The organism is Caulobacter sp. SRI_014 (assembly GCF_057586315.1).
In genome coordinates, this window is record NZ_JBYCZQ010000002.1 from 595,188 (window position 1) to 621,401 (window position 26,214).

At 68.1% G+C, this 26,214-nt stretch carries 30 protein-coding genes; 15 read left to right on the plus strand and 15 right to left on the minus strand.

Translation table 11 applies throughout. The features are described 5' to 3' along the window. Positions 1-14 precede the first annotated feature (14 nt). The 3 genes from AC2YG9_RS08375 (at position 15) to AC2YG9_RS08385 (ending at position 3,963) form a co-directional block, all read left to right on the plus strand. A complete protein-coding gene (locus tag AC2YG9_RS08375; protein WP_487297495.1) occupies positions 15-485 on the plus strand; it encodes a CopD family protein in 471 nt (156 codons plus the stop codon). 227 nt (positions 486-712) lie between these two features. After that, complete coding sequence (gene rho, locus AC2YG9_RS08380; protein WP_487297496.1) at positions 713-2,191, plus strand: transcription termination factor Rho; 1,479 nt, start codon at positions 713-715, stop codon at positions 2,189-2,191. A 284-nt stretch (positions 2,192-2,475) separates the two neighbouring features. After that, a complete protein-coding gene (locus tag AC2YG9_RS08385; protein WP_487297497.1) occupies positions 2,476-3,963 on the plus strand; it encodes an FAD-dependent oxidoreductase in 1,488 nt (495 codons plus the stop codon). A gap of 117 nt (positions 3,964-4,080) precedes the next feature. Here the strand turns inward: AC2YG9_RS08385 and AC2YG9_RS08390 are convergent, their stop codons facing one another. Beyond that, entirely contained in the window at positions 4,081-4,515 is a 435-nt protein-coding gene (locus AC2YG9_RS08390; protein WP_487297498.1) for a DUF1330 domain-containing protein, read from the minus strand. A gap of 65 nt (positions 4,516-4,580) precedes the next feature. Beyond that, positions 4,581-5,543: an ABC transporter ATP-binding protein gene (locus AC2YG9_RS08395; RefSeq protein WP_487297547.1), complete on the minus strand. Its 963-nt coding sequence runs from the start codon at positions 5,541-5,543 to the stop codon at positions 4,581-4,583. A 136-nt stretch (positions 5,544-5,679) separates the two neighbouring features. Between AC2YG9_RS08395 and AC2YG9_RS08400 the strand changes: the two genes are divergently transcribed. Both AC2YG9_RS08400 and AC2YG9_RS08405 read left to right on the plus strand, forming a co-directional pair. Further along, complete coding sequence (locus AC2YG9_RS08400) at positions 5,680-5,952, plus strand: zinc-finger domain-containing protein (RefSeq protein ID WP_487297499.1); 273 nt, start codon at positions 5,680-5,682, stop codon at positions 5,950-5,952. A 135-nt stretch (positions 5,953-6,087) separates the two neighbouring features. After that, positions 6,088-6,885, plus strand: a complete 798-nt coding sequence (locus AC2YG9_RS08405; RefSeq protein ID WP_487297500.1) for an isocitrate lyase/PEP mutase family protein — start codon at positions 6,088-6,090, stop codon at positions 6,883-6,885. Here AC2YG9_RS08405 and AC2YG9_RS08410 read toward each other — a convergent pair. Both AC2YG9_RS08410 and AC2YG9_RS08415 read right to left on the minus strand, forming a co-directional pair. Beyond that, entirely contained in the window at positions 6,882-7,880 is a 999-nt protein-coding gene (locus AC2YG9_RS08410) for a TonB family protein (RefSeq protein WP_487297501.1), read from the minus strand. The genes AC2YG9_RS08405 and AC2YG9_RS08410 overlap by 4 nt on opposite strands. After that, the gene (locus tag AC2YG9_RS08415; protein WP_487297502.1) at positions 7,877-8,920 is read right to left on the minus strand and encodes an energy transducer TonB; all 1,044 of its coding nucleotides are present in this window, start codon (positions 8,918-8,920) and stop codon (positions 7,877-7,879) included. The genes AC2YG9_RS08410 and AC2YG9_RS08415 overlap by 4 nt, the downstream gene beginning before the upstream one ends. A gap of 97 nt (positions 8,921-9,017) precedes the next feature. Here AC2YG9_RS08415 and polA point away from each other — a divergent pair, with 97 nt between their 5' ends. Continuing rightward, entirely contained in the window at positions 9,018-11,894 is a 2,877-nt protein-coding gene (polA, locus tag AC2YG9_RS08420; protein WP_487297503.1) for a DNA polymerase I, read from the plus strand. Positions 11,895-12,019: 125 nt separating this feature from the next. Here the strand turns inward: polA and AC2YG9_RS08425 are convergent, their stop codons facing one another. From AC2YG9_RS08425 to AC2YG9_RS08435, 3 genes are all read right to left on the minus strand, one after another. Continuing rightward, on the minus strand, positions 12,020-12,550 hold the full coding sequence (locus AC2YG9_RS08425; protein ID WP_487297504.1) for a hypothetical protein: 531 nt from the start codon (positions 12,548-12,550) through the stop codon (positions 12,020-12,022). 70 nt (positions 12,551-12,620) lie between these two features. Continuing rightward, complete coding sequence (locus tag AC2YG9_RS08430; RefSeq protein WP_487297505.1) at positions 12,621-13,043, minus strand: MAPEG family protein; 423 nt, start codon at positions 13,041-13,043, stop codon at positions 12,621-12,623. An 82-nt stretch (positions 13,044-13,125) separates the two neighbouring features. Further along, positions 13,126-13,644 (minus strand): hypothetical protein, encoded by a 519-nt coding sequence (locus AC2YG9_RS08435; protein WP_487297506.1) that lies wholly within the window; start codon positions 13,642-13,644, stop codon positions 13,126-13,128. 108 nt (positions 13,645-13,752) lie between these two features. Here AC2YG9_RS08435 and AC2YG9_RS08440 point away from each other — a divergent pair, with 108 nt between their 5' ends. Both AC2YG9_RS08440 and AC2YG9_RS08445 read left to right on the plus strand, forming a co-directional pair. Next, positions 13,753-13,959, plus strand: a complete 207-nt coding sequence (locus AC2YG9_RS08440; RefSeq protein ID WP_487297507.1) for a KTSC domain-containing protein — start codon at positions 13,753-13,755, stop codon at positions 13,957-13,959. Between the two features lie 48 nt (positions 13,960-14,007). Further along, complete coding sequence (locus AC2YG9_RS08445; protein WP_487297508.1) at positions 14,008-15,306, plus strand: PQQ-dependent sugar dehydrogenase; 1,299 nt, start codon at positions 14,008-14,010, stop codon at positions 15,304-15,306. Here the strand turns inward: AC2YG9_RS08445 and AC2YG9_RS08450 are convergent. The 3 genes from AC2YG9_RS08450 to AC2YG9_RS08460 all read right to left on the minus strand — a co-directional run bounded on the left by AC2YG9_RS08450 (position 15,303) and on the right by AC2YG9_RS08460 (position 17,894). Continuing rightward, the gene (locus AC2YG9_RS08450) at positions 15,303-16,532 is read right to left on the minus strand and encodes an argininosuccinate synthase (RefSeq protein ID WP_487297509.1); all 1,230 of its coding nucleotides are present in this window, start codon (positions 16,530-16,532) and stop codon (positions 15,303-15,305) included. The genes AC2YG9_RS08445 and AC2YG9_RS08450 overlap by 4 nt on opposite strands. 94 nt (positions 16,533-16,626) lie before the next feature. Then, entirely contained in the window at positions 16,627-17,223 is a 597-nt protein-coding gene (locus AC2YG9_RS08455) for a DUF1287 domain-containing protein (protein ID WP_487297510.1), read from the minus strand. Positions 17,224-17,267: 44 nt separating this feature from the next. Next, positions 17,268-17,894 carry a nucleotidyltransferase family protein gene (locus AC2YG9_RS08460; RefSeq protein ID WP_487297511.1) on the minus strand — a complete coding sequence of 209 codons (627 nt, stop codon included), beginning with the start codon at positions 17,892-17,894 and terminating at the stop codon, positions 17,268-17,270. A 31-nt stretch (positions 17,895-17,925) separates the two neighbouring features. Between AC2YG9_RS08460 and moaA the strand changes: the two genes are divergently transcribed. Genes moaA through moaC form a run of 5 tightly spaced genes read left to right on the plus strand, consistent with a single transcriptional unit; the run spans position 17,926 to position 20,657 of the window. After that, positions 17,926-18,957 carry a GTP 3',8-cyclase MoaA gene (gene moaA, locus AC2YG9_RS08465; RefSeq protein WP_487297512.1) on the plus strand — a complete coding sequence of 344 codons (1,032 nt, stop codon included), beginning with the start codon at positions 17,926-17,928 and terminating at the stop codon, positions 18,955-18,957. Continuing rightward, positions 18,957-19,193 carry a MoaD/ThiS family protein gene (locus tag AC2YG9_RS08470; RefSeq protein ID WP_487297513.1) on the plus strand — a complete coding sequence of 79 codons (237 nt, stop codon included), beginning with the start codon at positions 18,957-18,959 and terminating at the stop codon, positions 19,191-19,193. Before moaA ends, AC2YG9_RS08470 begins: the two co-directional genes overlap by 1 nt. Continuing rightward, entirely contained in the window at positions 19,190-19,648 is a 459-nt protein-coding gene (locus AC2YG9_RS08475) for a molybdenum cofactor biosynthesis protein MoaE (protein ID WP_487297514.1), read from the plus strand. Before AC2YG9_RS08470 ends, AC2YG9_RS08475 begins: the two co-directional genes overlap by 4 nt. Beyond that, positions 19,645-20,190 carry a molybdenum cofactor biosynthesis protein B gene (moaB, locus tag AC2YG9_RS08480; RefSeq protein WP_487297515.1) on the plus strand — a complete coding sequence of 182 codons (546 nt, stop codon included), beginning with the start codon at positions 19,645-19,647 and terminating at the stop codon, positions 20,188-20,190. The genes AC2YG9_RS08475 and moaB overlap by 4 nt, the downstream gene beginning before the upstream one ends. Then, the gene (gene moaC / locus AC2YG9_RS08485; protein WP_487297516.1) at positions 20,187-20,657 is read left to right on the plus strand and encodes a cyclic pyranopterin monophosphate synthase MoaC; all 471 of its coding nucleotides are present in this window, start codon (positions 20,187-20,189) and stop codon (positions 20,655-20,657) included. The genes moaB and moaC overlap by 4 nt, the downstream gene beginning before the upstream one ends. A 3-nt stretch (positions 20,658-20,660) precedes the next feature. Here the strand turns inward: moaC and AC2YG9_RS08490 are convergent, their stop codons facing one another. Genes AC2YG9_RS08490 through pyrF form a run of 3 tightly spaced genes read right to left on the minus strand, consistent with a single transcriptional unit; the run spans position 20,661 to position 22,009 of the window. After that, the gene (locus tag AC2YG9_RS08490; RefSeq protein WP_487297517.1) at positions 20,661-21,005 is read right to left on the minus strand and encodes a type II toxin-antitoxin system RelE/ParE family toxin; all 345 of its coding nucleotides are present in this window, start codon (positions 21,003-21,005) and stop codon (positions 20,661-20,663) included. After that, complete coding sequence (locus AC2YG9_RS08495) at positions 21,002-21,268, minus strand: type II toxin-antitoxin system ParD family antitoxin (RefSeq protein ID WP_487297518.1); 267 nt, start codon at positions 21,266-21,268, stop codon at positions 21,002-21,004. The genes AC2YG9_RS08490 and AC2YG9_RS08495 overlap by 4 nt, the downstream gene beginning before the upstream one ends. Before the next feature lie 36 nt (positions 21,269-21,304). Further along, positions 21,305-22,009 (minus strand): orotidine-5'-phosphate decarboxylase, encoded by a 705-nt coding sequence (gene pyrF, locus AC2YG9_RS08500; protein ID WP_487297519.1) that lies wholly within the window; start codon positions 22,007-22,009, stop codon positions 21,305-21,307. A 69-nt stretch (positions 22,010-22,078) separates the two neighbouring features. Between pyrF and AC2YG9_RS08505 the strand changes: the two genes are divergently transcribed. After that, positions 22,079-22,774: a MarC family protein gene (locus tag AC2YG9_RS08505; RefSeq protein ID WP_487297520.1), complete on the plus strand. Its 696-nt coding sequence runs from the start codon at positions 22,079-22,081 to the stop codon at positions 22,772-22,774. On the opposite strand, the gene AC2YG9_RS08510 is transcribed toward AC2YG9_RS08505, so the two are convergent. Further along, complete coding sequence (locus tag AC2YG9_RS08510; protein WP_487297521.1) at positions 22,771-23,577, minus strand: SDR family NAD(P)-dependent oxidoreductase; 807 nt, start codon at positions 23,575-23,577, stop codon at positions 22,771-22,773. The two genes, AC2YG9_RS08505 and AC2YG9_RS08510, sit on opposite strands and share 4 nt — an antisense overlap. A gap of 58 nt (positions 23,578-23,635) precedes the next feature. Beyond that, the gene (locus AC2YG9_RS08515; protein WP_487297522.1) at positions 23,636-24,076 is read right to left on the minus strand and encodes an Rrf2 family transcriptional regulator; all 441 of its coding nucleotides are present in this window, start codon (positions 24,074-24,076) and stop codon (positions 23,636-23,638) included. A 169-nt stretch (positions 24,077-24,245) separates the two neighbouring features. On the opposite strand from AC2YG9_RS08515, the gene AC2YG9_RS08520 reads away from it, so the two are divergent. Further along, positions 24,246-26,210 carry a potassium transporter Kup gene (locus AC2YG9_RS08520; protein ID WP_487297523.1) on the plus strand — a complete coding sequence of 655 codons (1,965 nt, stop codon included), beginning with the start codon at positions 24,246-24,248 and terminating at the stop codon, positions 26,208-26,210. The last annotated feature ends 4 nt before the right edge of the window (positions 26,211-26,214 follow it).

Below are 26,214 nucleotides of genomic sequence, written 5' to 3' on the forward strand. Positions count from 1 at the left end.
GGCTAGAAACGCCCATGACCTTCCTCGCCCAACACTACGACCTGCTGCGCGGGCTTCACATCATCGCGGTGATCGCCTGGATGGCCGGGATGCTCTACCTGCCCCGGCTTTACGTCTATCACTCGAGGGCCGCGGCGGGCTCGGAGATGGACACGACCTTCAAGGAGATGGAGGTCAAGCTGCTGCGCATCATCATCAACCCCGCGATGATCGCGACCTGGCTGTTCGGCATCCTGCTGATCCTGGCCAACACGGGCCTGCGCGGCGGCGACTGGAGCTGGCTTGGCCAGCCCTGGATGGTGGTCAAGTTGATCAGCGTCATCGTCCTGTCGGGCTGGCACGGCTTTCTGTCGGGCGCCCGCAGGAAGTTCGAGGCCGGGACCAACACCCGTTCGGAGAAGTTCTGGCGGATGAGCAACGAGCTGCCCTTCCTGCTGGCCATCGTCATCGTCCTGAGCGTCACGACCCAGTTTCTGAGCCGCTAGGCCAGGGACCCTTGAACCCGCCGCGACCGCGTCCCACCTTGACGGGAGCGGAGCCGTATGGTTCCCCTCACCTCGCTGCTTCGGCAGTCTCCTCTTTCCGGCCCCTCCGCGCAGATGCGCCGACGACCAGCCGGACCCCCTGAATGAATCTCATAGCCGCAGCCTTCGGGCCTCGGCGTTCAAGCTACCCAGAGGGCGCGATGCGTCCTGACACCCAGAGTCCAACTATGTCTGAAGACACCCCCATCGAAAACGAAACCCCCGAGCTCGAGAACGACGCCGTCGAGGACTCCTCCGACGTCAATCTTGAAGAAGGAGGGCTCGACGACGCCAGCCAGGACGAAGGTCCCGACACCACCGCCGTTGCGGCCGGTCCCGAGGACGCCGTCACCGGCGACGAGGGCGACGACGAACTGGCCGCCGTGGTGGCCGAGCTCGGCTTCACCCGCATGTCCCTGCAGCAGCTGAAGGACACCCCGCCCGCCGAACTGCTGGCCCTGGCCGAAAAGCTGGAGGTCGAGAACGCCAACTCCATGCGCAAGCAGGACATGATGTTCTCGATCCTCAAGACCCTCGCCGAAGAAGGCGTGGAGATCTCCGGCTCGGGCACCATGGAAGTGCTGTCGGACGGCTTCGGCTTCCTGCGCAGCCCCGAAGCCAACTACCTGCCGGGTCCCGACGACATCTACGTCTCGCCCAGCCAGATCCGCAAATTCGGCCTGCGCACCGGTGACAGCGTCGACGGCGGCGTCCGCGCCCCGCGTGAGGGCGAGCGCTACTTCGCCCTGGTCGACGTCAAGCAGATCAACTTCGAGCCGCCGGAAAACGTCCGGCACAAGGTCCACTTCGATAACCTGACGCCGCTCTATCCCGAGCAGCGGCTGACCATGGAACTGCCCGATCCGACCATCAAGGATCGCTCGGGCCGGGTCATCGACATCGTCGCCCCGCTCGGCAAGGGCCAGCGCTGCCTGATCGTCGCCCCGCCTCGGGTCGGCAAGACGGTGATGCTGCAGAACATCGCCAAGTCGATCGAGACCAACCACCCCGAATGCTACCTGATCGTCCTGCTGATCGACGAGCGGCCGGAAGAAGTCACCGACATGCAGCGGACGGTGAAGGGCGAAGTCATCGCCTCGACCTTCGACGAGCCGGCGACCCGCCACGTCCAGGTGGCCGAGATGGTCATCGAAAAGGCCAAGCGGCTGGTCGAGCACAAGCGCGACGTCGTCATCCTGCTGGACTCCGTCACCCGTCTCGGCCGCGCCTACAACACCACCGTCCCGTCCTCGGGCAAGGTGCTGACCGGCGGTGTCGACGCCAACGCCCTGCAGCGTCCCAAGCGCTTCTTCGGCGCGGCGCGGAACATCGAGGAAGGCGGCAGCCTGACTATCATCGCCACCGCCCTGATCGATACCGGCAGCCGGATGGACGAGGTCATCTTCGAAGAGTTCAAGGGCACCGGTAACTCGGAAATCATCCTCGACCGCAAGGTTGCGGACAAGCGCATCTTCCCGGCCATCGACGTGCTGAAATCCGGCACCCGCAAGGAAGAGCTGATCACCCCGAAGGACCAGTTGACCAAGACCTACATCCTGCGCCGCATCCTGAACCCCATGGGCGCCCAGGACGCCATCGAGTTCCTGCTCGACAAGCTGCGCCAGTCCAAGACCAACGGCGACTTCTTCCAGTCGATGAACACGTAAGAGACACCCACCGTCCTCCCTCCCCTTTATGGGGAGGGTGTCACGCGCAGCGTGACGGGTGGGGTAGTCGGATGACGGGGCGCCAACCTTCAAGGTTGGCGCCCTTTCACTTGAGTCCCCCACCCTGACCGCTTCGCGGTCTGTCCCTCCCCATGAAGGGGAGGGAGGCGATGCAGCCCCTTTGCTTTTGCCGCGCTCCAAAGCGGGCGAACTTCCGCCACGGCAGCCTTTGCGCCGTCACAGTTCCGGTCCATACTGTATCAAGTGATACAAAGTGAGCGGGCATGGACCAGCCTATCCTGATCATCGGCGCCGGCATGGCGGGGCTGTTCACCGGCCTGGCCCTGGGCAGCCGGGGGCATGCCGTCACCATCCTGGAGCGTGATCCGCCGCCGCCGGAGGGCGGGGCTGACGAGGCGTTCGACGCCTGGAACCGCCGGGGCGTCGGTCACCTGCGCCACAGCCATGCCTTCCTCGCCCGGCTGCGCTCCATCGTTGTTGAGCGCCATCCGGCCCTGCACCAGCGGCTGATCGCCGCCGGCTGCCAGGAGATGAGCTTCGCCTCGGGCCTGACGCCGCGCGCCGCCGCCCGCTATGTCGCCAGGCCGGGCGACGAGGACCTGACGGTCCTGACCAGCCGCCGCACGACGCTGGAGCTGGTCCTGCGCCAGTACGTCACCGAGCTGCCCGGCGTCACCCTGCGCAGCGGCGTCAACGTCTCCGGCTTGGCCGGTGGGGTGCGTGACGGGGTCTATGTCTGCGACGGCCTCAAGCTCGACGACGGCGAGGTCTTGCCCGGCCTGGTCATCGACGCCGCCGGCCGTTCGAGCCAGGCCTTCGACTGGCTGGCCGAGGCCGGGATCGAGGTCCCCGAAGAGGCCGAGGACGCCGGCATCCTCTACTACACCCGCCACTACCGCCTGCTGCCGGGCCAGGCGCAGCCCGACCGCAGCGGCGCCCCGGGGGCCGGGGATCTGGGCTTCATCAAGTACGGCGTTTTCCCGGCCGACAATGGCTGTTTCTCCATCACCCTGGCCGTGCCGGAGATCGAGGAGGCCCTGCGCCGCGCCGTCATGCGGCCCGAAACCTTCGACGCCCTCTGCGCCCAGATGCCCGGTGTCGCCCGCTGGACCGATCCGGCCCGGTCCGAACCGCTGAGCAAGGTCTATGGCATGGGCGACCTGCGCAGCCGCTGGCGCGACATGGCCCCCGGCGGCAAACCGCTGGCCCTCAATCTGTTTCCGATTGGCGACGGACTGGTGCGGACCAATCCGCTGTACGGCCGCGGCTGCAGCTTCGCCGCTGTCAGCGGCGAACTGGTCGCCCAGGCGCTGGAAGCCGAGACCGATCCCACCGCCCGCGCCGTCGCCTTCTCCCGCTCGGTCAGCGCCGAGCTGCGCCCCTACTACGACGACATGCGCACCCAGGACCGCGCCGCCATCCGCCGCGCGCGCCATGCCCTGAACAGCCAGTACCGCCCGCGCTTCAAGGCCCGGGTGATGAAGAGCTTTACCGACGACGCCATCGCCGTCGCCATCCGCCGTGACCCGGCCCTGCTTCGCGAGTTCATGCGCGGTTTCCACATGCTGGAAGACAGCCGCGCCTGGCTCAAACGGCCGGCCAATGCGGTGAAGGTTCTGGGCGCCTGGGCGACGCCGAGAGCGCTGAAGCGGGAATGGTATCCGGTCAAGCTGGGGCCGGAGCGGGTCGAGATGCTGACCTCGGTGGGGATCGACCCGCAGGAAGATCCGCGCCGGCTGGGATTTGCCTAGAGCATGTCAGGGCGAAGTGTATGCGGTTCGCCCGCCCGGACATGCTCTAAATGTTTGATTCTAGACCCTTTTGATCAGGTTTTGATGCGTACATCAAAACCTGAAAGGGTCTAGGGACTACTCCCCGAACCCCTCGCCCGGCGTCACAGGCGCCAGCCGGATCAGGCGGCTGTCCTCAACGCCGGCCGTGCGGTGCTTGACCACCTCGCGGTAGCCGGGGTCGGTGACCATGGCCAGGAAGGCGCCGGCGTTGGGGTATTCGGCGATGAAGGCCAGGTCCCAGTGCTCGTCCTGCGGTCCGGTCAGCACGGTTTCCGGCCGCCCGGCCCAGATCTGCCTGCCCCCGACCCGCCCGAACACCTCGGCGCTCTCGCGGCCATAGGCGCGATAGGCTTCCAGGCCAGTCATCCCCTTGCCATGGTTGGGATGTTCCTCGGGATAGGCGGCGAGCGCCTTCACCCGCACCAGGTTCAGCATCTGGATCGGGGTGTCGCGAGGCAGGGCCTTGAAGGCGTCGAACTGCGGGCGGGTGGGGTCGATGCTGCCGGTCATGAACGGTCCTCCGATACCGAGAGGATGGCCGGTTTCCGGCCGTTGCTCAAACCCACAGGATGGGGTCAGTCCTTCAGGGGATCGGCCGCATCGGCCGCGCCATAGGTCAGCGACAGGAAGACGTCTTCCAGGTCGGGGTCCTCGGTGGCGATGTCGCGAATGTGCAGGCCCTGGGCGCGCACGGCCGCCAGCACCTGTTCGACACTCGACTGGCCGGTCTTGTAGGTCACCGAGAAGGCGCCGCCGGCCCGAAGTTTGGTCTCGAACCCGGTCAGGGACGGAGCGTTGGCCACCGGCTCCTCCGGCGTCACCACCACGTTGCGGGTGTCGAGGCGCTTGAGCAGGGTCGCGGTCGGCTCGCTGGCCACCACCTCGCCGCGGTTGATGATGGCGATGCGGTCGCACAGCTCCTGGGCCTCTTCCAGGTAGTGGGTGGTCAGGACGATGGTCACCCCCTGGCGGTTCAGCTCCAGCACATAGGCCCACAGCTGCTTGCGCAGTTCGACGTCGACCCCGGCGGTCGGCTCATCGAGGATCAGAACCGGCGGGTTGTGCACCATGGCCTTGGCGACCATCAGCCGGCGCTTCATGCCGCCCGACAGCTGGCGCACGTAAGCCTTGGCCTTGTCCGAGAGGCCCATGGCGGCTAGCAGCTCGGCGGTGCGGCGGTCGGCTTTCTTGACCCCGTACATGCCGGCCTGGGTTTCCAGCGACTCTTCCGGCGTGAAGAAGACGTCGGCGGCCAGTTCCTGCGGCACCACCCCGATGGCGGCGCGGGCGTCGCGCGGCCGCTCGTCGATGTCGCGGTCCCAGATCTTCACCGTGCCCGAGGTCTTGCGGGTCAGGCCGGCCAGAATGTTGATGAAGGTCGACTTGCCCGCCCCGTTCGGCCCCAGCAGGCCGAAGATCGACCCGCGCGGAATCTGCAGGTCGATGCCGTTCAGGGCCCGCTTCTCCGGCGTGGTCTTGCTGGCCGCGTAGGTCTTGAAGACGCCTTTGGCCTCGATGGCGTAGTCGGGAAGGGTCATAGGCATCCAGTCGGCACTTCGGGCAGAAATCGGGGCCCAGACGCGCAGGGTGCTTTTCCTGTCGCGGGCTTGGCTCTAGGTATGCTCCGAAGCGGCCCACGCCAAGGCCGAGACGACTTTTCATTCGAGACAACGCATGGCCCGCAAAGCCCCCGCCACCCGCCCGACCAACACGCCCAAGGCCGCCCCGGCCATGGCGGCGCCCGAGACCATCACCGTGACCAGCCACCGCATCGCCTGCGACGGCGTCGGCGGGGCGCTCGGCCATCCGCGGGTCTGGCTGGAGATGGGCGCGGCCGGCTGGGTCGACTGCGGCTACTGCGACCGCCGCTTCGTGGCCTCGACCGGCCCCGGCGACGAGAACGAACAACTGGCCCCGGGCGTCTACGAAGGCTCGGCCGGACACTGATCCCTGCGCGCCCGTCGGGGCGGCGGAACCGCAGACACTTCCCGCCTGGCGGGCGGGGCGCTGTAAACAGCCGAAAACCGCCAGCGGACGTCACAGCTGGCTCCTATGTATCGTCTCACACGAGGAGACGAACCGATGAGCCAAGCCGCCGATTTCCACGCCCTGCACGCCGGCCCTGATGTCCTGGTCCTGCCCAACGCCTGGGACGCGGCCAGCGCCGCCATGATGCAGGACGCCGGGGCGAAGGCCGTGGCCACCTCCAGCGCCGCCGTGGCCTGGGCGCGCGGCTATGCCGACGGCGACAACCTGCCGGTTCCGGTGCTGCTGGATGTGATTTCCGGCATGGCGCGCGGCCTCTCCGTACCCCTGACCGCCGACATCGAGGGCGGATTCACCGACGACCTTGAGACCCTGACCCAGACAGTCTCGGCGGTGATCGGGGCCGGCGCGGTCGGCATAAACCTCGAGGACGGCAAGCGCGACGCCGATCTCCACGCCCGCAAGGTGGAAGCGGCCCGCGAGGCCGGGGTGCGCAGCGGCGTTGAACTGTTCGTCAACGCCCGGATCGATGTCTATCTGAAGGGCCTGGCCGAGGGTGAGGCTGCCCTGACCGAAACCCTGCGCCGCGCGCGCCTCTACGCCGAGGCCGGCGCCAGCGGCGTCTTCGTGCCTGGACCCATCGATGAGACCCTGGTCAGTCAGCTGGCTGGCGGCATCACCCTGCCGCTCAATATCATGGGCCGGGCCGGCGCGCCCGACGCCGCACGGCTGGCGCAGCTCGGCGTGCGCCGTCTGAGCTCGGCCACCGGGCCGTTCCGCGCTGCTTATGGCGAACTGAACCGAACGGTCGCCGCCTTCCTGGCGACCGGCGACGCCAACGCCTTCACCGCCGCCGGCGAGGGCATGCCCGATCTGAACAAGCGGTTCGGCTAGGGCGTCGCCGCTTCGGGGGCCAGGTTGAAGTCGATCGGCAGCTTCACCCGCGCCCCGACGACCGGCCGGCCTCTGGTGTTCCACGGGTTCATCTGCATCAGCGGGGCGATGGCGACCGCCGAGGCGCCAAAGCCCAAGCCATCGGGCTTTTCGCGGGCGACCTTGCAGTCGACCAGCTTGCCGTCCGGCGCGACCAGGCAGTCGGCGACGCCGCGCCCGGACTTGATCCCGGCCTCCGCCGCCTGGGGCGGGAAGACGCTGAGCACCTTCTCCGGCTTGACGGTGGTGATCCAGAAGGGGTCCTTCACGCTCACCGTCCGGCCCTCGACGCTGGCCGGGTTGATGAACCGGAAGCTGATCAGCACGTCGGAGTTGGCGAACTGGATCGCCTCCTTCTCCGACAGCCGGACCTCGAACTTGTCCGTCAGCCGCTTGGCCGCCGAAACGAAGCTGTCCTGCGCCCGGCCGGCGCTCATACAGGCCGACAGCGAGCCGCTGGCCCGCAGAGAGCAGCGCAGCACCACCACCGCCTCGGGGGCGTCGGACTCGGCCGGCCAGGCGGCATTGACCTCTTCCCAGGTCGGGGCCTTGGCGAAGATCGGCTGGTAGATGACATAGCGGGCGCCGAGGGTCGGCGACATCACCGAGAAGGGGATGCGAACGGTGGATTCGACCGGCTTGCCGTTGCGTTTGGCCGGCTTGAACTGCGCCTTGTCCTTGAGGACGCGCGTCGAGGCCTCGGCAAATCCCAGGCCCCAGGGGGTTTCGGACACCGTCTCGCAGTCGGTCACCCGGCCGGCGGCGCTGATCGTGCAGCTGAGCACCACCCGGCCGCTGATGCTGCGGTCGAGCACCGTGTCGGGATAGTATTTGACGATGTCGGCGCCCTCGGGCTTGGCCCGCCACTCGGGTTTTTCGAAGATGTCGGGCGGCGTCTGGGCCAGCGCCGGGGCGGCGATCAGGGCCAGGGCGAGAGAGAGCAGGGCGGTCTTCATGGCTTGGCTTTCGGGGCCGGCTCGTCGGCCTGGGTGAAGTTGATCGGCAGGCGGATGCGGGCGCCGTCGACCGGGCGGCCCTCATCGGTCCAGGGGTTCATCTGCATGACCCCGGCGATGGCCACGGCGGCGTTGCCGAAACCGAGATCCGCCGGCTTCTCGCGCCCGACCTTGCAGTCGGTCAGCTTGCCTTCGGCGGTGATCAGGCAGTCGGCGACCCCCACGCCCGAGCGCACGCCGGCGTCGGCGGCGAGGTCGGGATAGAGGGCCAGCAGCCGGTCCTGGCGGACCTGCACCGTCCAGCGGGGCGAGGTCACCCTGCGGGCCTGGCCGGCGGGGGTCTTGGGATTGAAGAAGCGGAAGGGCACATTGACCACGCCGTTCTTCACCGAATGCATCTCGTCCGGCGTCATCCGCAGCTCGAACTTGCGCGACAGCTTCTGGGCGGCGGACCCGAAGTTCGAATTCTTCGGCAGCTCGGCGACGGTGACGCAGTTCTTCAGCGCCCCGGTGCCGGAAATGCGGCAGCGCAGGGTGGCCCCACCCTCGTCGACCGTCGCGGCCTCGGGCCAGGCGGCGGCCATGTCCTCGAAGCTGGGGGCCCTGATCCAGATCGGTTCGGTCACCGCCGATACCTCGCCGCCGCCGCCGAAGGTCTCGCCGCCAGAAAAGCTGATCGGGATGCGCACCGTCGCCCCGTCGACCGGCTTTCCATCGACCGTCTGAGGCTTCATCTGGAAGGAGCCGGCCAGCATCAGGGCCGAGCCGCCGAAGCCCAGGCCCGGCGGGTCCTCGCTGATGACCTCGCAGTCGCGCAGGGTCCCGCTTGGATTGACCGTGCAGCTGAGCATGACCTTGCCGCTCTTGCCCTTGCGGGCCGCGGCGGCCGGCCACAGGGCGTTGACGTCATCGCCGCTCGGCTTGCGAATCCAGTCGGGTTTGGTGATCACCGGCTCCCTGGCGGCAGGGGCGGCCGTCTGGGCCATCGCCAGCGGGGCGCTCAGCCCGGCCAGAACGGTCGCCAGCAATACTCTACGCACGGTGCAATCCTCCCCCAACACCCGCGCAACCTGCCAATTTCCACGCCGCTTGCAAAGGGGCGCTGACCCGGCGCGCGGAAGCCCCTATCTTGCGGAAATGACCGACGCGCCGACCCCAGATACGCAAGTTGCAGACAACCGCCCGCTGACTCAGGACGGGCCGCCGATCCGGCTCTATCTGGTCGACGGCTCCGCCTTCATCTTCCGGGCCTTTCACGCCCTGCCGCCGCTGACCCGCAAGTCCGACGGCCTGCCGGTCGGCGCCGTGTCGGGCTTCTGCAACATGCTGTTCAAGCTGCTGCGCGACACCAGGGAAGACGCCCCGACCCATTTCGCCGTGGTCTTCGACCATTCGGAGAAGACCTTCCGCAACGATCTCTACGACCTCTACAAGGCCCACCGCCCGCCTCCGCCGGAAGACCTGGTGCCGCAGTTCGCCCTGGTCCGCGACGCCACCAAGGCCTTCGGCGTGCCCTGTATCGAACTGCCGGGCTACGAGGCGGACGACCTGATCGCCGCCTACGCCTGCCGGGTCCGGGAGCTGGGCGGCGAGACCATCATCGTCTCCTCCGACAAGGATCTGATGCAGCTGGTCGGCGACGGGGTGACCATGCTGGACACCATGAAGAACGTCCGCATCGGCCCCGATCAGGTGTTCGAGAAGTTCGGGGTCATGCCCGACAAGGTGGTCGATGTTCAGGCCCTGTGCGGCGACAGCGTCGACAATGTGCCGGGCGCCCCCGGCATCGGCATCAAGACCGCCGCCCTGCTGATCAACGAGTTCGGCGACCTCGACACGCTGCTGGCCCGGGCCGGCGAGATCAAGCAGGACAAGCGCCGCCAGACCCTGATCGACTTCGCTGACCAGATCCGCCTGTCGCGGCTGCTGGTCCAGCTCGACTGCGACACGCCGCTGCCCGAGCCGATCGCCGACCTCACCGTCCGCGACCCCGACAAGGACACCCTGGCCGCCTTCCTGGCCGATATGGGCTTCAACACCCTGCTGCGCCGGATCGGGGTTGCGGCCGAGGGCGGCGGCATGGCGCCCCAGCCGCTGCCAGGCTTCGGCAAGCCGGCGGAAGCCGCCCCGGCGCCAGCCACGCCTGAACCGGTCGCCATCGAGATCGATGTCACCAAGTACGAATGCGTGCGCGACCTGGAGACCCTCGACCGCTGGATCGCCGAGGCCTTCGAGGCCGGCGTCATTGCCTTCGACACCGAGACTGATGCGCTGGGCAGCGCCACCGCCGGCCTCTGCGGCGTCTCCCTGGCCACGGCGCCCGGCCGGGCCTGCTACATCCCGCTGACCCACGAGGCGGTCGGCGGCGATCTGCTGACCGAGGCCGCCCCGGTCGAACAGCAGATCGACAAGGCCACGGCGCTTGCCCGCCTGAAGCCGCTGCTGGAATCCCCGGCCGTGCTCAAGGTGGCCCAGAACGCCAAGTACGACATCGCGGTGATGGCCCTGCGTGGCATCCGCGTGGCGCCGATCGACGACACCATGCTGATCTCCTATGTCCTGGAGGCCGGCCTGCATAACCACGGCATGGATGAGCTTTCCGAGCTCTGGCTCGGCCACAAGCCGATCCCGTTCAAGCAGGTGGCCGGAACCGGCAAGGCCCAGATCAGCTTCAAACATGTGCAGCTGAACGAGGCGACCTGCTACGCCGCCGAGGACGCCGACGTCACCCTGCGGCTTTGGCATAAACTCAAGCCCCGGCTGGCCCGCGAGGGCATGCTGACCGTCTATGAGACCCTCGAGCGGCCCCTGCCCGGCGTCATCGCCGACATGGAAAACGCCGGGGTCAAGGTCGATACCGACGAACTGCGCCGGCTGTCCCACGACTTCTCCCTGCGCATGGCCGACTTCGAGGCCAAGGCCCACGAAATGCTGGGTCGGCCGTTCAACATGGGCAGCCCCAAGCAAATCGGCGAGGTGCTGTTCGGCGAGATGGGCCTGGAGGGCGGCAAGAAGACCGCCACCGGCCAGTGGGCCACCGATGTCGATGTCCTGGAACGGTTGGCCCTGCAGGGCCACGACCTGCCCCGCCTGATCCTCGACTGGCGCCAGCTCAGCAAGCTCAAGGGCACCTATACCGACAACCTGATCGCGGCCATCTCGCCCAAGACCGGCCGCATCCACACCGCCTACGCCATGGCCTCGACGACGACGGGCCGCCTGTCGTCATCCGACCCCAACCTGCAGAACATTCCGATCCGCACCGAGGAAGGCCGCAAGATCCGCAAGGCCTTCGTGGCCGAGCCCGGCCACGTGCTGATCAGCGCCGACTACAGCCAGATCGAGCTGCGCCTGCTGGCCCACGTCGGCGACATCCCGCAGCTGAAGAAGGCCTTCAAGGAAGGCCTCGACATCCACGCCATGACCGCCTCGGAGATGTTCGACACCCCGATCGAGGGCATGCCGGCCGAGATCCGCCGCCGGGCCAAGGCCATCAACTTCGGCATCGTCTACGGCATCAGCGCCTTCGGCCTGGCCAACCAGCTGTCGATCCCGCAGGGCGAGGCCGCCGACTACATCAAGACCTATTTCGCCCGCTTCCCCGGCATCGGCGACTACATGGAGGAGATGCGGGCCCAGGTGCGCCAGCACGGCTACGTCTCGACCATCTTCGGCCGCAAGATCAACATCCCCGACATCAATGGAAAGAGCGTCGGCCAGCGCCAGTTCGCCGAACGGGCGGCCATCAACGCGCCGCTCCAGGGGGCCGCCGCCGACATCATCCGCCGGGCCATGGCCCGCATGCCGGACGCCCTGCGCGAGGCCGGGCTCAAGTCACGGATGCTGTTGCAGGTGCACGACGAACTGGTCTTCGAGGCCAGCGAGGACGAGGCCGAAGCGACCATCGCCGTCGCCCGCCGGGTGATGGAAAACGCCCCCTTCCCGGCCGTCGAGATCAGCGTGCCGCTGGTCGTCGAGGCCCGGGCGGCCAGAAACTGGGACGAGGCGCACTAGAGCATGTCAGGGCGAAGTGTGTGCGGTTCGCCCGCCCGGACATGCTCTAAATGTTTGATTCTAGACCCTTTTGATCAGGTTTTGATGCGTACATCAAAACCTGAAAGGGTCTAGGGCCTGGCGGCCTAGAACTGGCTTTCCCAGCTCTCCCGACGCAGCCGGGCGATGACGAACATCTGCAGCAACTTCGGCGGGTCGGACACGCCGAGCGCCGCGAGACGGACCTTGACGGTATCGGTCAGGGCGCCTGTGCCCCGAACCGCTTTGGCGGCGTCCAGGACCGATGACGCCCGCGCCGCCAGCCGTTGATCCAGCGGCGTCGCCTGCCAGGCCGCTTCGAGGGTGGCGGCGCTGACCCCGTCTTTCTCCAGAACCCGCGTGAGTTCCCGTTCGATCACCAGGTTGACCGCCGCCCGCGTCACCGCCTCGCTCCTGGCCAGGCCACAGGTGGTGATAGCTTCGCCGAGGGCCGGGACGCCCAGCGCCCTGGCGATGTCGCCCAGACGGCCGGTCCTGTCGAAGTCCGCCGAGATCGATGCCTTCAGCGAGGCCGGCAGGGCGCCGGGGACGCAGGAGACATCACCCGCCAGGGCCGGCGCCGCCAGCAGGAGGCAACCGGCCAGGGCGGTGAGGATCGTCGAAAACAAGCGGATCATCAGTCGAACACCCTGTCCTGCGAACGGGATGACTGGTCCTCGGCCTTGAACAGGACGGGATCGATCATACTCATGCGCCGACCTGGATCAGCACCCAGACGGCCTTGCCGAGGGCGCCCAGCAGCAGGACGACGATGGCCAGGCCCTGGACCAGGAAGCCCATCGAGCGGGCGCCGGGGTCCTTCACATAGCCCATGGCGTACATCAGCCGGCCGACGATCCACACCAGGCCCAGGCCGGCGGCGAGCAGGTCGTTGAACGGGAAGGTCGGGTAGATGATGGTGAACAGCCACAGGCTGGTCAGGTAGATCGGCAGGCTCTCGAGGGTGTTCAGATGCACCCGGACATGGCGCTCCAGATCCGGATGGCCGGTCATGGCCGGAGCGTCGATGCCCGTGCGGCCACGGGCCCCGCCGACCCGCATCATCATCCAGATGACGACGAGCAGCGACAGACAGGTGACGATGGCCACCAGGGCGTGTTGGTCTTGCATGGTTTTGCCTCCCCGCCGGTTGTCCCGGCTGCCGGGAGGCTGTCACGGTTCGCGCGCCTTGCAAACCGGAGGGTTGCGACCTTCAGAACCGGGTCTCGTTGAGCTGGCGCAGCAGGCGGGCGGTGACGTAGGCGGCGAGGTTGCCGAGGTCCTCCTCGTCCTCCAGCCCAAGCTTGGCCGCCAGTTCGAAGACCAGCTCGGCGACCACTTCCGGGCTCGCCATGGCCTTCTCGGCCACGACCGGATCGGCCGCCCGGCTGGCCCGCCACACCTTTTGCAATGTGGCGTCGTCGATGTCCCGGTTGGTCTTCAGCCACAGGGCCACCCCGGTTTCGGCCTCATAGCCGGCCAGGGCCTGGGCGGCGGCGGACAGCTGGTCCTCGTCCTGTGTCGTGATATGGCAGGCGGTCAGCATGGTCTCGAAGTCGGCCTCGCTGTAGAGGCTGGAGGCCAGGCCCTCATCGACGTCGCGGGCGTAGAGGGCCTCGACCTCGGCCCGCTTGTCGGCCGGCAGATTCGCCATAAGGCAGCGGACATCCCCGGCAGCCGCCGGCCCTGCAAGCAGGCCCAGCAGCAGCGCCAGCGGGATCAATCGTGTCATGCCCTTGCTCATGGACGGCAAGCTGACACGGATCGCCGCCGTGGCAAGGGCGGAAACGTTTGCCGTTCGGTGCGTTAAGCCAGTCTACGGACGAACCCTGGAGGCCCCATGCCGGAGCAGTCCACCGCCATCGACCGCATTCGCTACAAGCAGACCCACGGCAAACTGTTCGTGAGATTCACGAGCGGCGGCGAGTACGTCTACGTCGGTGTCCCCGGCGAGGTGCACCGAAGTTTCGTGGCGGCGGAATCGCAAGGGCAGTTCTTCCAAAGCGAAATCCGCGACCGGTATCCGTACAACCGCCTGGACGACTGAGGGGAGAGGGCGGTTGACCGGGTCGTTTCGGCGCCGATCAATTGCCCAATGCGCATCCTTGGCCTCACCGCCCTGTTCCTGCTGTCCCTTGCCGCCCCGGCCGCCGCCCAGCCGGCGGCCACCTGCGACGGCTATCCCCGCACCGACATCGGCATGGCCAGGGGCTACTGCGCCGGTGAGGTCGTTTCGCCAGCCAGCCCGCGCCTGATCCGCCTGCCGCGGTCCCTGGTCCAGCTGCCCGGGGGCGACTGGATCGTCAGTGATCTCGGCGGCTGGGGGACGGACCGGGGCGCCATATGGCGGCTCAGCGCCGCGCCGGGCCGCGCGCCCCGCCTCACGCGCCTGATCGCGGGCCTCTATCTGCCGCATGCCCTGGCGCTCGGCCCCGACGGCAAAATCTACGTTGGCGAGATGAGCCGCATCTTCCGCTTCAATCCCGAGGCCCGGAACCCTTCAGCGACCATAGAGGCGGTGATCACCGGCCTGCCCGACAACCGGCTGCACGAAAACCGCCACCCGCTGTCGAAGTTCGTCTTCGCGCCTGACGGAGCGCTGATCGTCAACATCGGGGCGCCCTCCGACCAGTGCCTGGACGAGCGGGGCCAACCGCCGGGTGATCTCTGCACGGAAGCGGCGCATCTGAACGGCTCGGCCCTGCTGCGGCGCTATGCGCCGGACGGCAAGGGGGGCTGGGGGCCAACCTGGACCGTGGCGGCGACGGGCCTCCGCAACTCGGTGGCCCTGGCCGTCCATCCGTCGGGGACCGTGCTTCAGGCGGAAAACAGCTACGATACCCCGACGCGCTGGGCGCCGTTCGACGAGATCAACGTCATCCGCGATCCGGGCAAGAGCGGTGTCCCGCGATACGGCTGGCCCTATTGCGACGCCTCGGGCGCGCCATCGCCCGGTTGGGGTCCCAACAGGAGCCGGACCTTTCAGTGTCGGGGGCCGGGCGCGTTCAAGGCGGACCTCCTGCTTCCGCCCCATGCCGCCCCGCTCGACATGCTCTGGTACGACGGAGCGATGTTCCCGCAGCTGCGGGGTCGCCTCTTGATGACCTGGCACGGCTATCGCTCGACCGGCGGCCGCCTCGTCGCCTTCCGCACCGACGCGCGCGGCGTGCCGATCCCGAACGCCCGCGCCCGCTATCCGATCTATGGCGGCAAGCCCCGCCTCTACGGTCCGGGTCCGGCGGCTGACGCCCTGGTGCTGACCCCCGGCTGGGGCGCGACGAAGGCGCGAAAGCAGGGGGCGCCCGTCGGGGTGGCGGTGGCCCGCGACGGAGCGATCTGGCTGACCGACGACAAGGCCGGCCGGGTGCTCAGGATCGCCCCGGATCGACCCTAGAGGTCGCGCTTGGCCCGCTTGGCCAGGCCGCGCAGGCGCAGGGCGTTCAGCTTGATGAAGCCGGCGGCGTCGCGCTGGTCATAGGCCACCTTGCCCTCTTCGAAGGTCACCAGCTCCTGGTCGTACAGGCTGTAGGGGCTGGAGCGGCCGATGATGCTGACGTTGCCCTTGTAGAGCTTGACCCGCACCTGGCCGGTCACCTTCTCCTGGCTGAAGTCTATGGCCGCCTGCAGCATCAGCCGCTCGGGGGCGAACCAGAAGCCGTTGTAGATGAGCGACGCATAGCGCGGCATCAGCTCGTCCTTCAGGTGCATGGCGCCCCGGTCCAGCGTGATGCTCTCGATGCCGCGGTGGGCGGCCAGCAGGATGGTCCCGCCGGGGGTCTCGTAGACGCCGCGGCTCTTCATGCCGACGAAGCGGTTCTCGACCAGGTCCAGGCGGCCGACGCCGTTGTCGTGGCCCAGCTGGTTGAGTTTGGTCAGCAGGGCCGCCGGCGACAGGGCCTCGCCGTTGATGGCCACGGGGTCGCCGCGCTCGAAGTCCATGGTGAAGATGGTCGGCGCATCCGGCGCGTCCTCAGGCGAGATCGTGCGCATGTGGACGAACTCGGGAGCCTCGACCGCCGGGTCTTCCAGCACCTTACCCTCGGAGGAGCTGTGCAGCAGGTTGGCGTCGACGCTGAACGGGGCCTCGCCGCGCTTGTCCTTGGCGATCGGGATCTGGTGCTGCTCGGCGAACTCCAGCAGGGCCTCGCGGCTCTTGAAGTCCCATTCGCGCCAGGGGGCGATGACGGTGATGTCCGGCTCCAGCGAATAGTAGCCGAGCTCGAACCGCACCTGGTCGTTACCCTTGCCGGTCGAGCCGTGGGAGACGGCGTCGGCCCCGACCTTGCGGGCGATATCGATCTGGGTCTTGGCGATCAGCGGCCGGGCGATGGAGGTGCCCAGCAGGTACTGGCCCTCGTACACCGTGTTGGCCCGGAACATCGGGAAGACGTAGTCGCGGACGAATTCCTCGCGCAGATCCTCGACGAAGATGTTCTCGGGCTTGATGCCGAGCAGCAGGGCCTTCTCGCGGGCCGGCGAGAGCTCCTCGCCCTGTCCAAGGTCGGCGGTGAAGGTCACCACCTCCGCGCCGTACTCGGTCTGCAGCCATTTGAGGATGATCGAGGTGTCGAGCCCTCCCGAATAGGCGAGAACGACCTTCTTGATCTTCTTGTCGGCCACCGGCGCGATCCTTGTGCTGGGCAAAAACAGAGGTGCGCGCCTTCAACGCCCAAGGGGCGTTTGGGTCAACCCCGCCGGGGGATTTTTCGGGGTTTCAGGCCCCGTTGGGCGCCAGGCGATAGTGGCCGAAGAGCTGGGCCGAGGGATGTGGCGTCGCGACCTTGGTTCCACCGCCGATGTTCTCGATGATGATCTCCTCGCCCTGGGCGGTGCGTTGGCCTGTGGCGATGGCGATGTGGGGCAGGTTGCCGGGCATCAGCCTCTGGGTGATCAGGTCGCCGGCCCGCCAGGGGCTGAGCAGCGCCAGCCGGGCTCCTCTGCGATGCAGGAAGACCTCCAGATTGGGCACCCGGCGGTGGTCGATGTTGCGGTCGGGCCCGCGCAGGCCCCAGGTGCGCGGATAGGCGGCGAAGTTGGCGGCCATGTCGCGATGCACCCGCTCCTGCAGGTCCAGATCAAAGGCGGCGCGATAGGCGCGGATGACCACGTCGCTGCAGACCCCGCGCTCGATGGCCACATCGCCGCCGGGGTAGGCGAGGCGGACATAGGCCGGGTCGTAATGAAGGGTCCGGCCAACCTGGCTCCGGGCCGCCGCGACCAGGCGCTCGCCCCATTCGGCAGCCTGCGCCCGCGCCGCAACGGGCAGCAGCAGGGCAGGGGCGGCGATCAGCAGGGCGCGGCGGTCGAACATGGGGCCGATGACGCCGAACCATTGCGGCGGCTTGTGGGCGGCCCTCAGAGGTCCTGCGGACGGTCGATGTCCTTGTGGATGCCGGCCTCATAGGTCGGGACCAGCGCCAGCCGGTCGCCGAGGCCCTTGAGCAGGTGGCCGGCCCCATGGTCGCCGGTCAGATGGCGGATCGGCTCGAACAGCGCCCGGCCGAGCAGCACCGGGTGGCCGCGCCGGTCCTCGAAGGTCGGGGCGGCGGCGTCGTGGTCGGGGCTCATGGCCTCGGCCAGGGCGTTGGCGACGAAGCGTGGAATGGCCGGCATGTCGGCCAGGAAGACGAAGACGCCGTCGCAATCGTCGGGCAGGCTGACGATCCCGGCCCGCAGCGAAGCCGACAGGCCTTCGCCATGGTCGGCGGCATGGACCAGGGTCAGGCGGTCGGCCTGTCCGAGGCCCTCGGCGAAGGCCCGGGCGGCGGCGCTGACCCCCGCCGCATGGCCGCCGGTCACGACCGTGACGCCCTCGGCCGGCGCGTCGAAGGCGGCCCGCAGCGCTCCGTCGATGAGCAGTCCGCCGTTCCAGGGCGCCAGAAGTTTGGGCGCACCGAACCGAACACTCAGGCCCCCGGCCAGAACCAGCGCCTGCCATCTTGTCGCTGGTCGTGAACGCGCCTCTGTCGCCCCCACTGTCACCTCGCCCGCTTCGCGCCTATCTTGGATCGGAATGACACCCTACGACGCCCCTCCCGCGCAAGCGACCGCCGCAGAGCAGCCTTTGCTCGACGCCTTCGCGCGCCGCGTCTCCTACCTGCGGGTGTCGGTGACCGACCGCTGCGACCTGCGCTGTGTCTACTGCATGGCCGAGCGGATGGTCTTCCTGCCCAAGGCCGAGGTCCTGTCGCTCGAGGAACTCGACCGGGTCGCCTCGGTCTTCATCGGCCTCGGGGTGAAGAAGCTGCGGCTGACCGGGGGCGAACCCCTGGTCCGCAAAGGCTTCATGGAGCTGGTGCGGAACCTGTCGCGCCATCTGGCCAGCGGCGCGCTGCAGGAACTGACCCTGACCACCAACGGCACCCGCCTGGCCCACCATGCCGCCGAGCTCGCCGAGCTGGGGGTGCGCCGCATCAACGTCTCGCTCGACACCCTCAAGCCAGACCTCTTCCGCACCCTGACGCGGGGCGGCGACCTCGCCCAGGTGCTGGCTGGGCTCGAGGCCGCCCGCGCCGCCGGCATTCAGCTGAAGATCAACACCGTCGCCCTGGCCCGTGATAACGCCGCCGAGATCCCGGCCCTGATCCAGTGGGCCCACGGCGAGGGCATGGACCTGACCCTGATCGAGACCATGCCGATGGGCGAGATCGAGGCCGACCGCACCGACCAGTACCTCAGCCTCAAAGCCGTCCGCGACGAGCTGGCCAGCTACTGGACCCTGGAGGACCTGCCGCTCTCGACCGGCGGCCCGGCCCGCTATGTACGGATCGCGGAGACGGGCGGACGCCTCGGACTGATTACCCCGCTGAGCCACAATTTCTGCGAGGCCTGCAACCGCGTGCGCCTGACCTGCACCGGCACCCTGCACACCTGTCTGGGCCAGGACGACGCCACCGACCTTCGCGCCGTGATGCGCGACGGCGGCTCCGACGCCGAGCTCGCGGACGCCATCCGGACGGCGATCATGGGCAAGCCCAAGGGCCACGACTTCCACATCGGTGGGGCCCCGTCGGTGGCCCGCCACATGTCGACGACGGGCGGCTGATGGCCCGGGTTCTGTTGTTCGGCCGCTTCGCCGACCTCGCCGGCTGGCGGGAAAAGACGTTTGAGGCCGCCACCCTGGCCGAGCTTCGCGCAGCGCTGTCGGCTGATCCGCATCTGGCCGAGGCCCTCGCCGGTCCATCGGTCCAGGTCGCCGTCGACAAGGCCCTGGTCCGCGCGGATGTCGCCCTCACCCCGACCAGCGAAGTCGCCTTCCTGCCGCCGATGAGCGGCGGATGAGCGTCACCCTGCAGACCGCGTCGTTCGATCCGGGCCAGCTCCTGACCCGTTTCTCGGCCGGCCGCGAGGAGACAGGGGCCATCGCCAGCTTCACGGGCCTCGCCCGCGCCGAACGTGGGACGACCACCGCGCTCGAGCTTGAGGCCTATGAAGGCTTCACCGACGTCGAGATCACCAGAATCGTCAACGCCGCCATCCACCGGTTCGGGCTGCAGGACGCCATGGTCGTCCACCGCGTCGGGGCCATTGCGCCCGGCGAAGCCATTGTCTTCGTCGCCTGCGCCGCCGCCCATCGCCGCGCCGCCTTCGAGGCCTGCGACCATCTGATGGACTGGCTGAAATCCCGCGCTCCGTTCTGGAAGAAGGAGCATGGGCCGGACGGCGCTCGCTGGATCGAACCCACGGCGCAGGATAGGACCGACGCCGCGCGCTGGGACACGGAGAAAGACGCATGACCTTGAACATTGGCGGCAAGATCGACGAGGCCTGGGCCTTCAAGCCGGTGCGTGTCGCTGTGCTGACCGTCTCCGATACCCGCGACGAGGAAAGCGACACCTCCGGCCACCTGCTGGCGCAGCGGGTGACCGGCGCCGGCCACGAACTGGCCGACAAGAAGATGGTCAAGGACGACGTCAGCGACATCCGCATGCAGATCAACGCCTGGGTCGCCTCGGGTTCGGTCGACGCCATTGTCACCACCGGCGGCACCGGCTTGACCGGCCGCGACGTGACGCCCGAGGCGGTGCGGCCGCTGTTCGACAAGGAGATCGACGGCTTTTCGGTGATCTTCCACCTGGTCAGCTACCAGACGGTGGGTCTCTCGACCCTGCAGTCGCGGGCCCTGGCCGGTATCGTCGGCGGAGTGTTCGTCTTCTGCCTTCCGGGCTCGAACGGGGCGGTGAAGGATGGTTGGGACAAGGTCATCGCCGCTCAGCTGGATTCCCGTCATCGGCCCTGCAACATGGTCGAGCTGATGCCGAGGCTGCTGGAGGCATGAGCCGCCTGACCCACCTCGACGACCAGGGCCGGGCCCGCATGGTCGATGTTTCCGACAAGGCTTCGACGGCGCGCGAAGCGGTGGCGACGGGGCTGATCCGAACCTCTGCTGAGGTTCGCGACCTCGCCATATCCGGCAAGGCCGCCAAGGGCGACGTCATCACCACCGCCGAACTGGCCGGCGTCATGGCCGCCAAACGCACCAGTGACCTGATCCCGCTGTGCCATCCCCTGGCGCTGAGCAAGGTCGGGGTGGTTGTGACCCCTTGCGACGATGGCTTCGAAGTCACCGCGACGGTCCGCACCACCGGCCCGACCGGCGTCGAGATGGAGGCCCTGACGGCGGTCTCGGTGGCGTGCCTGACCCTCTACGACATGCTGAAGGCCGCCGACAAAGGCATGGTCATCGACAGCGTGCGGCTGATCTCAAAGACCGGCGGCAAGTCGGGCGACTGGAAACGAGCTTGAGGCTCAGGTGAACTGGCCGGGCAAGTCCATGGCGTCGTGCAGGAGCCGAACGATCTCCACCTGATGGTCGTCATGCCGATATACAACGAAGTGTCTCGGCCGTTGGACCCGATCATGAACGGACATTCCTCTGGCGACGTGCCTCAGATGATAGAAGGTCAAATCCGAGGGCGCATAGCCCCGGGCCTGGGCCGCAGGCTGAGCCGGCTCATCGGCGAGTATCCGAAAGGCCTGGGCGATCAATCTTCGATAGCGGTCGGCCGCTCCAGACCCGTGCAGCGTTTCGCTCTCTCTGACGATTTGAACGAACTGCCGGCGAGCGGTTGCGGCAACGATCAGCCGCCTCAATCGCCGGCCCGCCGACCCAGTTCGCCGACCCAGGCTTCGATATCGTGGATGACCTCGTAGTCCCCCCGATCCAGGTCATCGAGGCCGACCTGGATCGCTGCCTTCAGGGCCTCGATCTTCGCCGCCCGATCCTGATCCCGCTCCGAGAGCAGGCGAAGCCCGGCGCGTACGACCTCGCTGGCGTTCTGAAACTCGCCGGTCGCGACCTTCTGCTCGACGAACTGGTCGAGCGTGGTTGTCAGATTGATGTTGCGCGTCGCCATGGCAGGCAGTGTGCCATGGTTGGCAATTATTGCCAACTAGGCGGCCATGGCCCCCGCCATTTCGGCGCTGATCGCCCGCGCCGCTGCTCGCGGATCATCCGCCGCCGTGATCGGGCGTCCCACCACCAGATGGCTGGCGCCCCCGGCCAGGGCGTCGGCCGGGGTTGCGGCGCGCGCCTGATCATTCATCGCGGCGCCGGCCGGGCGCACGCCGGGGGTGACGACCAGGAAGTCCGGGCCGCCGATCCGCCGGGCGATGTGGGCCTCATGCGGGCTGGCGACGACGCCGTCGATGCCGGCGTCGACAGCCTGGCGCACCCGGCGTTCGATCAGGGCCTCGACGCCCATGCCGTAGCCCATCTCGGCCAGGTCCTGGCCGGTCAGGCTGGTCAGCACCGTGACGCCGAGAATCTTCGCCGACCGCTCGCCGCCCCGGCCCGCGACGGCCGCCCGCATGACCTGGGGATGGGCATGCACCGTCAACAGGTCGCAGGCGCCCGTGCCGACAATGGCCGCCGTCGCCTTCTCCACCGTCGCGCCGATGTCGTGCAGCTTCCAGTCCAGAAAGACCGAGCGGCCCCGCGCCTTGAGGTCGCGGGCCATCTCCATGCCGCCCGTCGCCAACAGCTGCAGACCGATTTTGTAGAACGAGACGCTGTCGCCCAACGTCTCAACCAGATCCTCCGCCTCGGCGCGGGTGGCCAGGTCGAGGGCGACGATCAGGCGAGGGTCTGCAGTCATGGCTAGCTCCGGACGCGGCGAAACAGTGTTCTGCGCGCGAATCTTCGAGTTTTGGGCTAGAGAGGCTGAATGAGCGCCACCGACCTCTTCGTCAACTTCTTCGTCGCCCTGTTCGCCCTGATCGACCCGATCGGCAACGTGCCGGTGTTCGCGGCGGCCACGGCGGGGGCGCTGGCGTCGGGGCGGCGGATGGTGGCGCTGTACATCTGCATCTTCGCCTTCCTGTTCCTGGCCTTCTTCTATTTCACCGGCCTGACCCTGCTGGAGTTCTTCGGGATTTCGCTGGCCGCCTTCCGCATCGCCGGCGGGGTGATCCTCTTCCTGCTTGGTCTCGACATGGCGCGCGACGACTTCACCGCCAAATTCGCCGACGCCGCCGAGATCGGCGAGAAGGAAGGGGCCGCCGCCTATGCCCGCCGCCGGTTCGAGCGGCTGGTCGTGCCCTTCGCCATGCCGCTGCTGATCGGTCCGGGGGCCATCTCGACGGTGGTCATCTACGCCAGCGAGGCCAAGGCCCTGGGCTGGGTCGGCGACGCGGCGGCGGTGGCGGCTCTGTTCGCGGTGTCGCTGGCGACCATGATCTGCTTCTGGCTGACGCCGGTGATCAGTCGGCTCCTGGGCCGCATCGGCATGACCATCATCGTGCGGGTGCTGGGGCTGATCCTCTGCGCCATGGCGGTGCAGTTCATCATCGTGGGTGTCTCGGACACCACGCGGGGCCTGATCACCCCGGCGGCGGCCGCGCCCTACGCCGCTGACCGCTAGGCGCGGGTATTCCGGAACCGCCCGCCCTGGCTGGCCAGCAGGGCCAGCATCCATTCGTCGGGGATCAGCTTGACCAGGGCGGCGATGGTCTTGTTCGGCGCCCCGGGGACGCAGACCGGCCGGTTGGCCTCGGCCGCCTCGTAGCCGTTGGCGGCGACCTCGTCGGCCCCCAGCCACAGCCAGTCTGGGGTAGAACTCGAGACCAGGTCGCGGGTGCCGTTGACGTCGTGGAATTCGCTGTAGGTGAAGCCGGGGCACAGGGCGGTCACATGGACGCCGGTGTTCTCGGTCTCCAGGTGCAGGCTCTGGCTGAAACGGACCAGGAAGCTCTTGGAAGCCGCGTACAGCGTATGGCCGGCCGCGCCCGGCATCAGCCCGGCCAGGGAGGCGACGTTGACGATGCGGCCGAACTTGCGGTCGAGCATGCCGGGGACCACCCGGTGGGCCAGCTCCGACGGGGCGGTGACCATCACCTGGATGAAGTCCTTCTGGGCATCCCATTTGCTGTCGGCATAGACGCCGGGCAGGCCATAGCCGGCGTTATTGACCAGGGCGTCGACGTCGCGGCCGTGGGCGGCCAGCTGGGCCAGGATGGCGTCCGGCGCGCCCGGCTCGGTCAGGTCGGCGGCGATGGTCAGGGTCTCGACGCCCGAGCGCAGGGAAATCTCTTCGGCCAGCTGGGTGAGCTTGTCGGCCCGGCGCGCGGTCAGGGCGACGTCATAGCCGTGAGCGGCATAGATGCGGGCGAAGGCGGCGCCGATGCCGGCTGAGGCGCCGGTGATCAGGGCGAGGCGGCGGGCCATGCGGCGTTGAGTTCCCGAAGTAGCGTTAGGGGGAAACTGACCTGCGCCGCGTCCTCATTCAAGCGGCGCTGGCGTTCTTCTCGGGTTCAGCGAGCAGATCGAGGACGGTGATCTTGCCCAGACGCTCCGACGCGGCGCTGTCGGCGGCCCGAATGGCGGCGCTGACGGCGTCGGGAATCCGCTCTCCCACGGGACAGCCCTTCACCCCGGCGGGCGCGACGCCCAGGTGGGTGCAGCCGTCGACGGCCCGCAGCACCTCGTCGAGGGTGATCTGCGCCGGATCGCGCGTCAGCCAGGCGCCGCCGCCGGCGCCCATGCGGGTGGCGATCAGTCCGGCCCTGGCCAGCATGGCGGTCACCCGCCGCACCACCACCGGGTTGGTCGGCATCGAGGCGGCCAGCTCCGCCGAGGAGACGGCGCGCGCGGGCGCATCCGCTTCCTTGTGGGCGAGATAGGCCAGCGCATGGGCGGCAACGGGGAATTTCTGGCTGTCTGACATCGGCGGTTGGTGAAAAGGTAGGCGCCTGAGGGGTTGCACACAATGGGCTGGCCGAATCGTCGCGAAACCGGTGGGCGATTGAAGCGCTTGTGGAAAGGGTGTATCGCGCCCGCCGCGCCGTCGTGGTGCTATCCGTTGGCCGGTTCCTGGCCGCTGGACGTCTGATCGCATGGCCGCTGAGCCCGCCGATACCGCCTCTTCCGCCGCCGGAGAGCCGCTTCACACCCCCGCAGACCCCCACCAGACCACCGAAGGCCACGGCCACGGCGGCTTCTGGATGCTGGCCATCGGCGCCATCGGCGTTGTGTTCGGCGACATCGGCACCAGCCCGCTCTATGCGATGCGCGAGGCCCTGCACCACACCCGCAGCGGCGTGACCAGCGAACTGGCCGTGCTCGGCGTGGTCTCCCTGGTCATCTGGGCCCTGATCCTGGTTGTGACGCTGAAGTACGTCCTGCTGCTGATGCGGGCCGACAACAAGGGCGAGGGCGGCACGCTGGCGCTGATGGCCCTGGCCCGGAAAACCCTGGCCAAACCGAACGGCAAGCGCTCGGCCACCGTCTTCTTCCTGGGCGTGATCGGCGCAGCGCTGTTCTATGGCGACGGCATCATCACCCCGGCCATCTCGGTGCTCTCGGCGATCGAGGGCCTGAAGGACGCCCCTGGCCTCGGCGGACGGGTCGACAAGTGGATCGTGCCGATCTCGGCCGGCATCCTTATCGTCCTGTTCCTCGTGCAGTCGCGCGGCACCCACCGCATGGCCGCCTTCTTCGGTCCGATCACCCTGGTCTGGTTCCTGGTCCTCGGCGGCCTTGGCCTCTACCACCTGTTCGACGACCTCTCGATCTTCCGGGCGCTCAGCCCCCACTACGGGGTGATGTTCCTCGTCCAGAATGGCTTCCTGGGCTTTGTCATCCTGGGCAGCGTCTTCCTGGCCGTGACCGGGGCCGAGGCCCTCTATTCCGACATGGGTCACTTCGGGAAGAAGCCGATCCAGGCCGGCTGGCTCTACCTGGTCTTCCCCTGCCTTGCCCTCAACTACCTGGGCCAGGGCGCCTCGATCCTCGCCCACCCGGAAGCCCGGCTGAATCCCTTCTGGGAAATGGTGCCGCAGGTCGTCTACTGGCCGGTCCTGCTGCTGGCCACGGCCGCCACCGTCATCGCCAGCCAGGCGGTGATCACCGGCGCCTTCTCGGTCACCCAGCAGGCGGTATCGCTCGGCCTGCTGCCGCGCATCGATATCCGCCGCACCAGCGAGACCCAGGCCGGCCAGATCTATGTGCCGCAGGTCAACACCATGCTGATGATCGGCGTGCTGGTCCTGCTGTTCAGCTTCAAGACCTCGACGGCCCTGGCGGCCGCCTACGGCATCGCCGTCACCGGCTCGATGTTCGTCGACACCCTGCTGGCCTTCGTCATCATCCGTTTCCTGTGGAAATGGAAATGGTCGACCACCCTGCTGGTCCTGGTGCCGCTGCTGCTGCTCGACCTGACCTTCATCTCTTCCAACCTGCTGAAGATCCCGGACGGCGCCTGGATGCCGCTGGTGTTCGGCGCGGTGCTGGTGGTGATCATGTGGACCTGGACGCGCGGCGGCCAGATCCTCACCGAAAAGACCCGGCGCGACTCCGTGCCGCTGACGGATCTGATCGGCATCCTCGAGGCCCGCGCCCCGCACCGCGCGCCGGGCACCGCCATCTTCCTGACCAGCGACCCGGACGTCACCCCGGTGGCCCTGATGCACAATCTCAAGCACAACAAGGTGCTGCACGAGAAGAACATCATCGCCACGGTCCGCAGCGCCGAGACGCCGCGCGTGCCCGAGGACCAGCGGGTCAGGATCGAGAAGGTCAACGACGACTTCAAGAAGCTGATCATCACCTACGGCTTCATGGAATCGCCGAACGTGCCCAAGGCGCTCGCGCTCTGCCGCAAGCAGGGGCTGAAGTTCGACATCATGGCGACCAGCGTCTTCCTCGGCCGCCGCTCCATCGTGCCCAGCGCCCACAGCGGCATGCCGCTCTGGCAGGACAAGCTGTTCATCTTCCTGATGAAGAACTCGGCCAACCCGACCGACTTCTTCAAGATCCCGCCAGGCCGCGTGGTTGAGCTCGGCGCCCAGGTAACTGTGTAAAGAG

Coding starts and splice junctions, on each gene's coding strand:
- AC2YG9_RS08375 (WP_487297495.1), top strand. CDS start 15: ATGACCTTCCTCGCCCAACACTACGACCTGCTGCGCGGGCTTCACATC.
- rho (WP_487297496.1), top strand. CDS start 713: ATGTCTGAAGACACCCCCATCGAAAACGAAACCCCCGAGCTCGAGAAC.
- AC2YG9_RS08385 (WP_487297497.1), top strand. CDS start 2,476: ATGGACCAGCCTATCCTGATCATCGGCGCCGGCATGGCGGGGCTGTTC.
- AC2YG9_RS08390 (WP_487297498.1), bottom strand. CDS start 4,515: ATGACCGGCAGCATCGACCCCACCCGCCCGCAGTTCGACGCCTTCAAG.
- AC2YG9_RS08395 (WP_487297547.1), bottom strand. CDS start 5,543: ATGACCCTTCCCGACTACGCCATCGAGGCCAAAGGCGTCTTCAAGACC.
- AC2YG9_RS08400 (WP_487297499.1), top strand. CDS start 5,680: ATGGCCCGCAAAGCCCCCGCCACCCGCCCGACCAACACGCCCAAGGCC.
- AC2YG9_RS08405 (WP_487297500.1), top strand. CDS start 6,088: ATGAGCCAAGCCGCCGATTTCCACGCCCTGCACGCCGGCCCTGATGTC.
- AC2YG9_RS08410 (WP_487297501.1), bottom strand. CDS start 7,880: ATGAAGACCGCCCTGCTCTCTCTCGCCCTGGCCCTGATCGCCGCCCCG.
- polA (WP_487297503.1), top strand. CDS start 9,018: ATGACCGACGCGCCGACCCCAGATACGCAAGTTGCAGACAACCGCCCG.
- AC2YG9_RS08425 (WP_487297504.1), bottom strand. CDS start 12,550: ATGATCCGCTTGTTTTCGACGATCCTCACCGCCCTGGCCGGTTGCCTC.
- AC2YG9_RS08430 (WP_487297505.1), bottom strand. CDS start 13,043: ATGCAAGACCAACACGCCCTGGTGGCCATCGTCACCTGTCTGTCGCTG.
- AC2YG9_RS08435 (WP_487297506.1), bottom strand. CDS start 13,644: ATGACACGATTGATCCCGCTGGCGCTGCTGCTGGGCCTGCTTGCAGGG.
- AC2YG9_RS08440 (WP_487297507.1), top strand. CDS start 13,753: ATGCCGGAGCAGTCCACCGCCATCGACCGCATTCGCTACAAGCAGACC.
- AC2YG9_RS08445 (WP_487297508.1), top strand. CDS start 14,008: ATGCGCATCCTTGGCCTCACCGCCCTGTTCCTGCTGTCCCTTGCCGCC.
- AC2YG9_RS08455 (WP_487297510.1), bottom strand. CDS start 17,223: ATGTTCGACCGCCGCGCCCTGCTGATCGCCGCCCCTGCCCTGCTGCTG.
- moaA (WP_487297512.1), top strand. CDS start 17,926: ATGACACCCTACGACGCCCCTCCCGCGCAAGCGACCGCCGCAGAGCAG.
- AC2YG9_RS08470 (WP_487297513.1), top strand. CDS start 18,957: ATGGCCCGGGTTCTGTTGTTCGGCCGCTTCGCCGACCTCGCCGGCTGG.
- AC2YG9_RS08475 (WP_487297514.1), top strand. CDS start 19,190: ATGAGCGTCACCCTGCAGACCGCGTCGTTCGATCCGGGCCAGCTCCTG.
- moaB (WP_487297515.1), top strand. CDS start 19,645: ATGACCTTGAACATTGGCGGCAAGATCGACGAGGCCTGGGCCTTCAAG.
- moaC (WP_487297516.1), top strand. CDS start 20,187: ATGAGCCGCCTGACCCACCTCGACGACCAGGGCCGGGCCCGCATGGTC.
- AC2YG9_RS08495 (WP_487297518.1), bottom strand. CDS start 21,268: ATGGCGACGCGCAACATCAATCTGACAACCACGCTCGACCAGTTCGTC.
- pyrF (WP_487297519.1), bottom strand. CDS start 22,009: ATGACTGCAGACCCTCGCCTGATCGTCGCCCTCGACCTGGCCACCCGC.
- AC2YG9_RS08505 (WP_487297520.1), top strand. CDS start 22,079: ATGAGCGCCACCGACCTCTTCGTCAACTTCTTCGTCGCCCTGTTCGCC.
- AC2YG9_RS08510 (WP_487297521.1), bottom strand. CDS start 23,577: ATGGCCCGCCGCCTCGCCCTGATCACCGGCGCCTCAGCCGGCATCGGC.
- AC2YG9_RS08515 (WP_487297522.1), bottom strand. CDS start 24,076: ATGTCAGACAGCCAGAAATTCCCCGTTGCCGCCCATGCGCTGGCCTAT.
- AC2YG9_RS08520 (WP_487297523.1), top strand. CDS start 24,246: ATGGCCGCTGAGCCCGCCGATACCGCCTCTTCCGCCGCCGGAGAGCCG.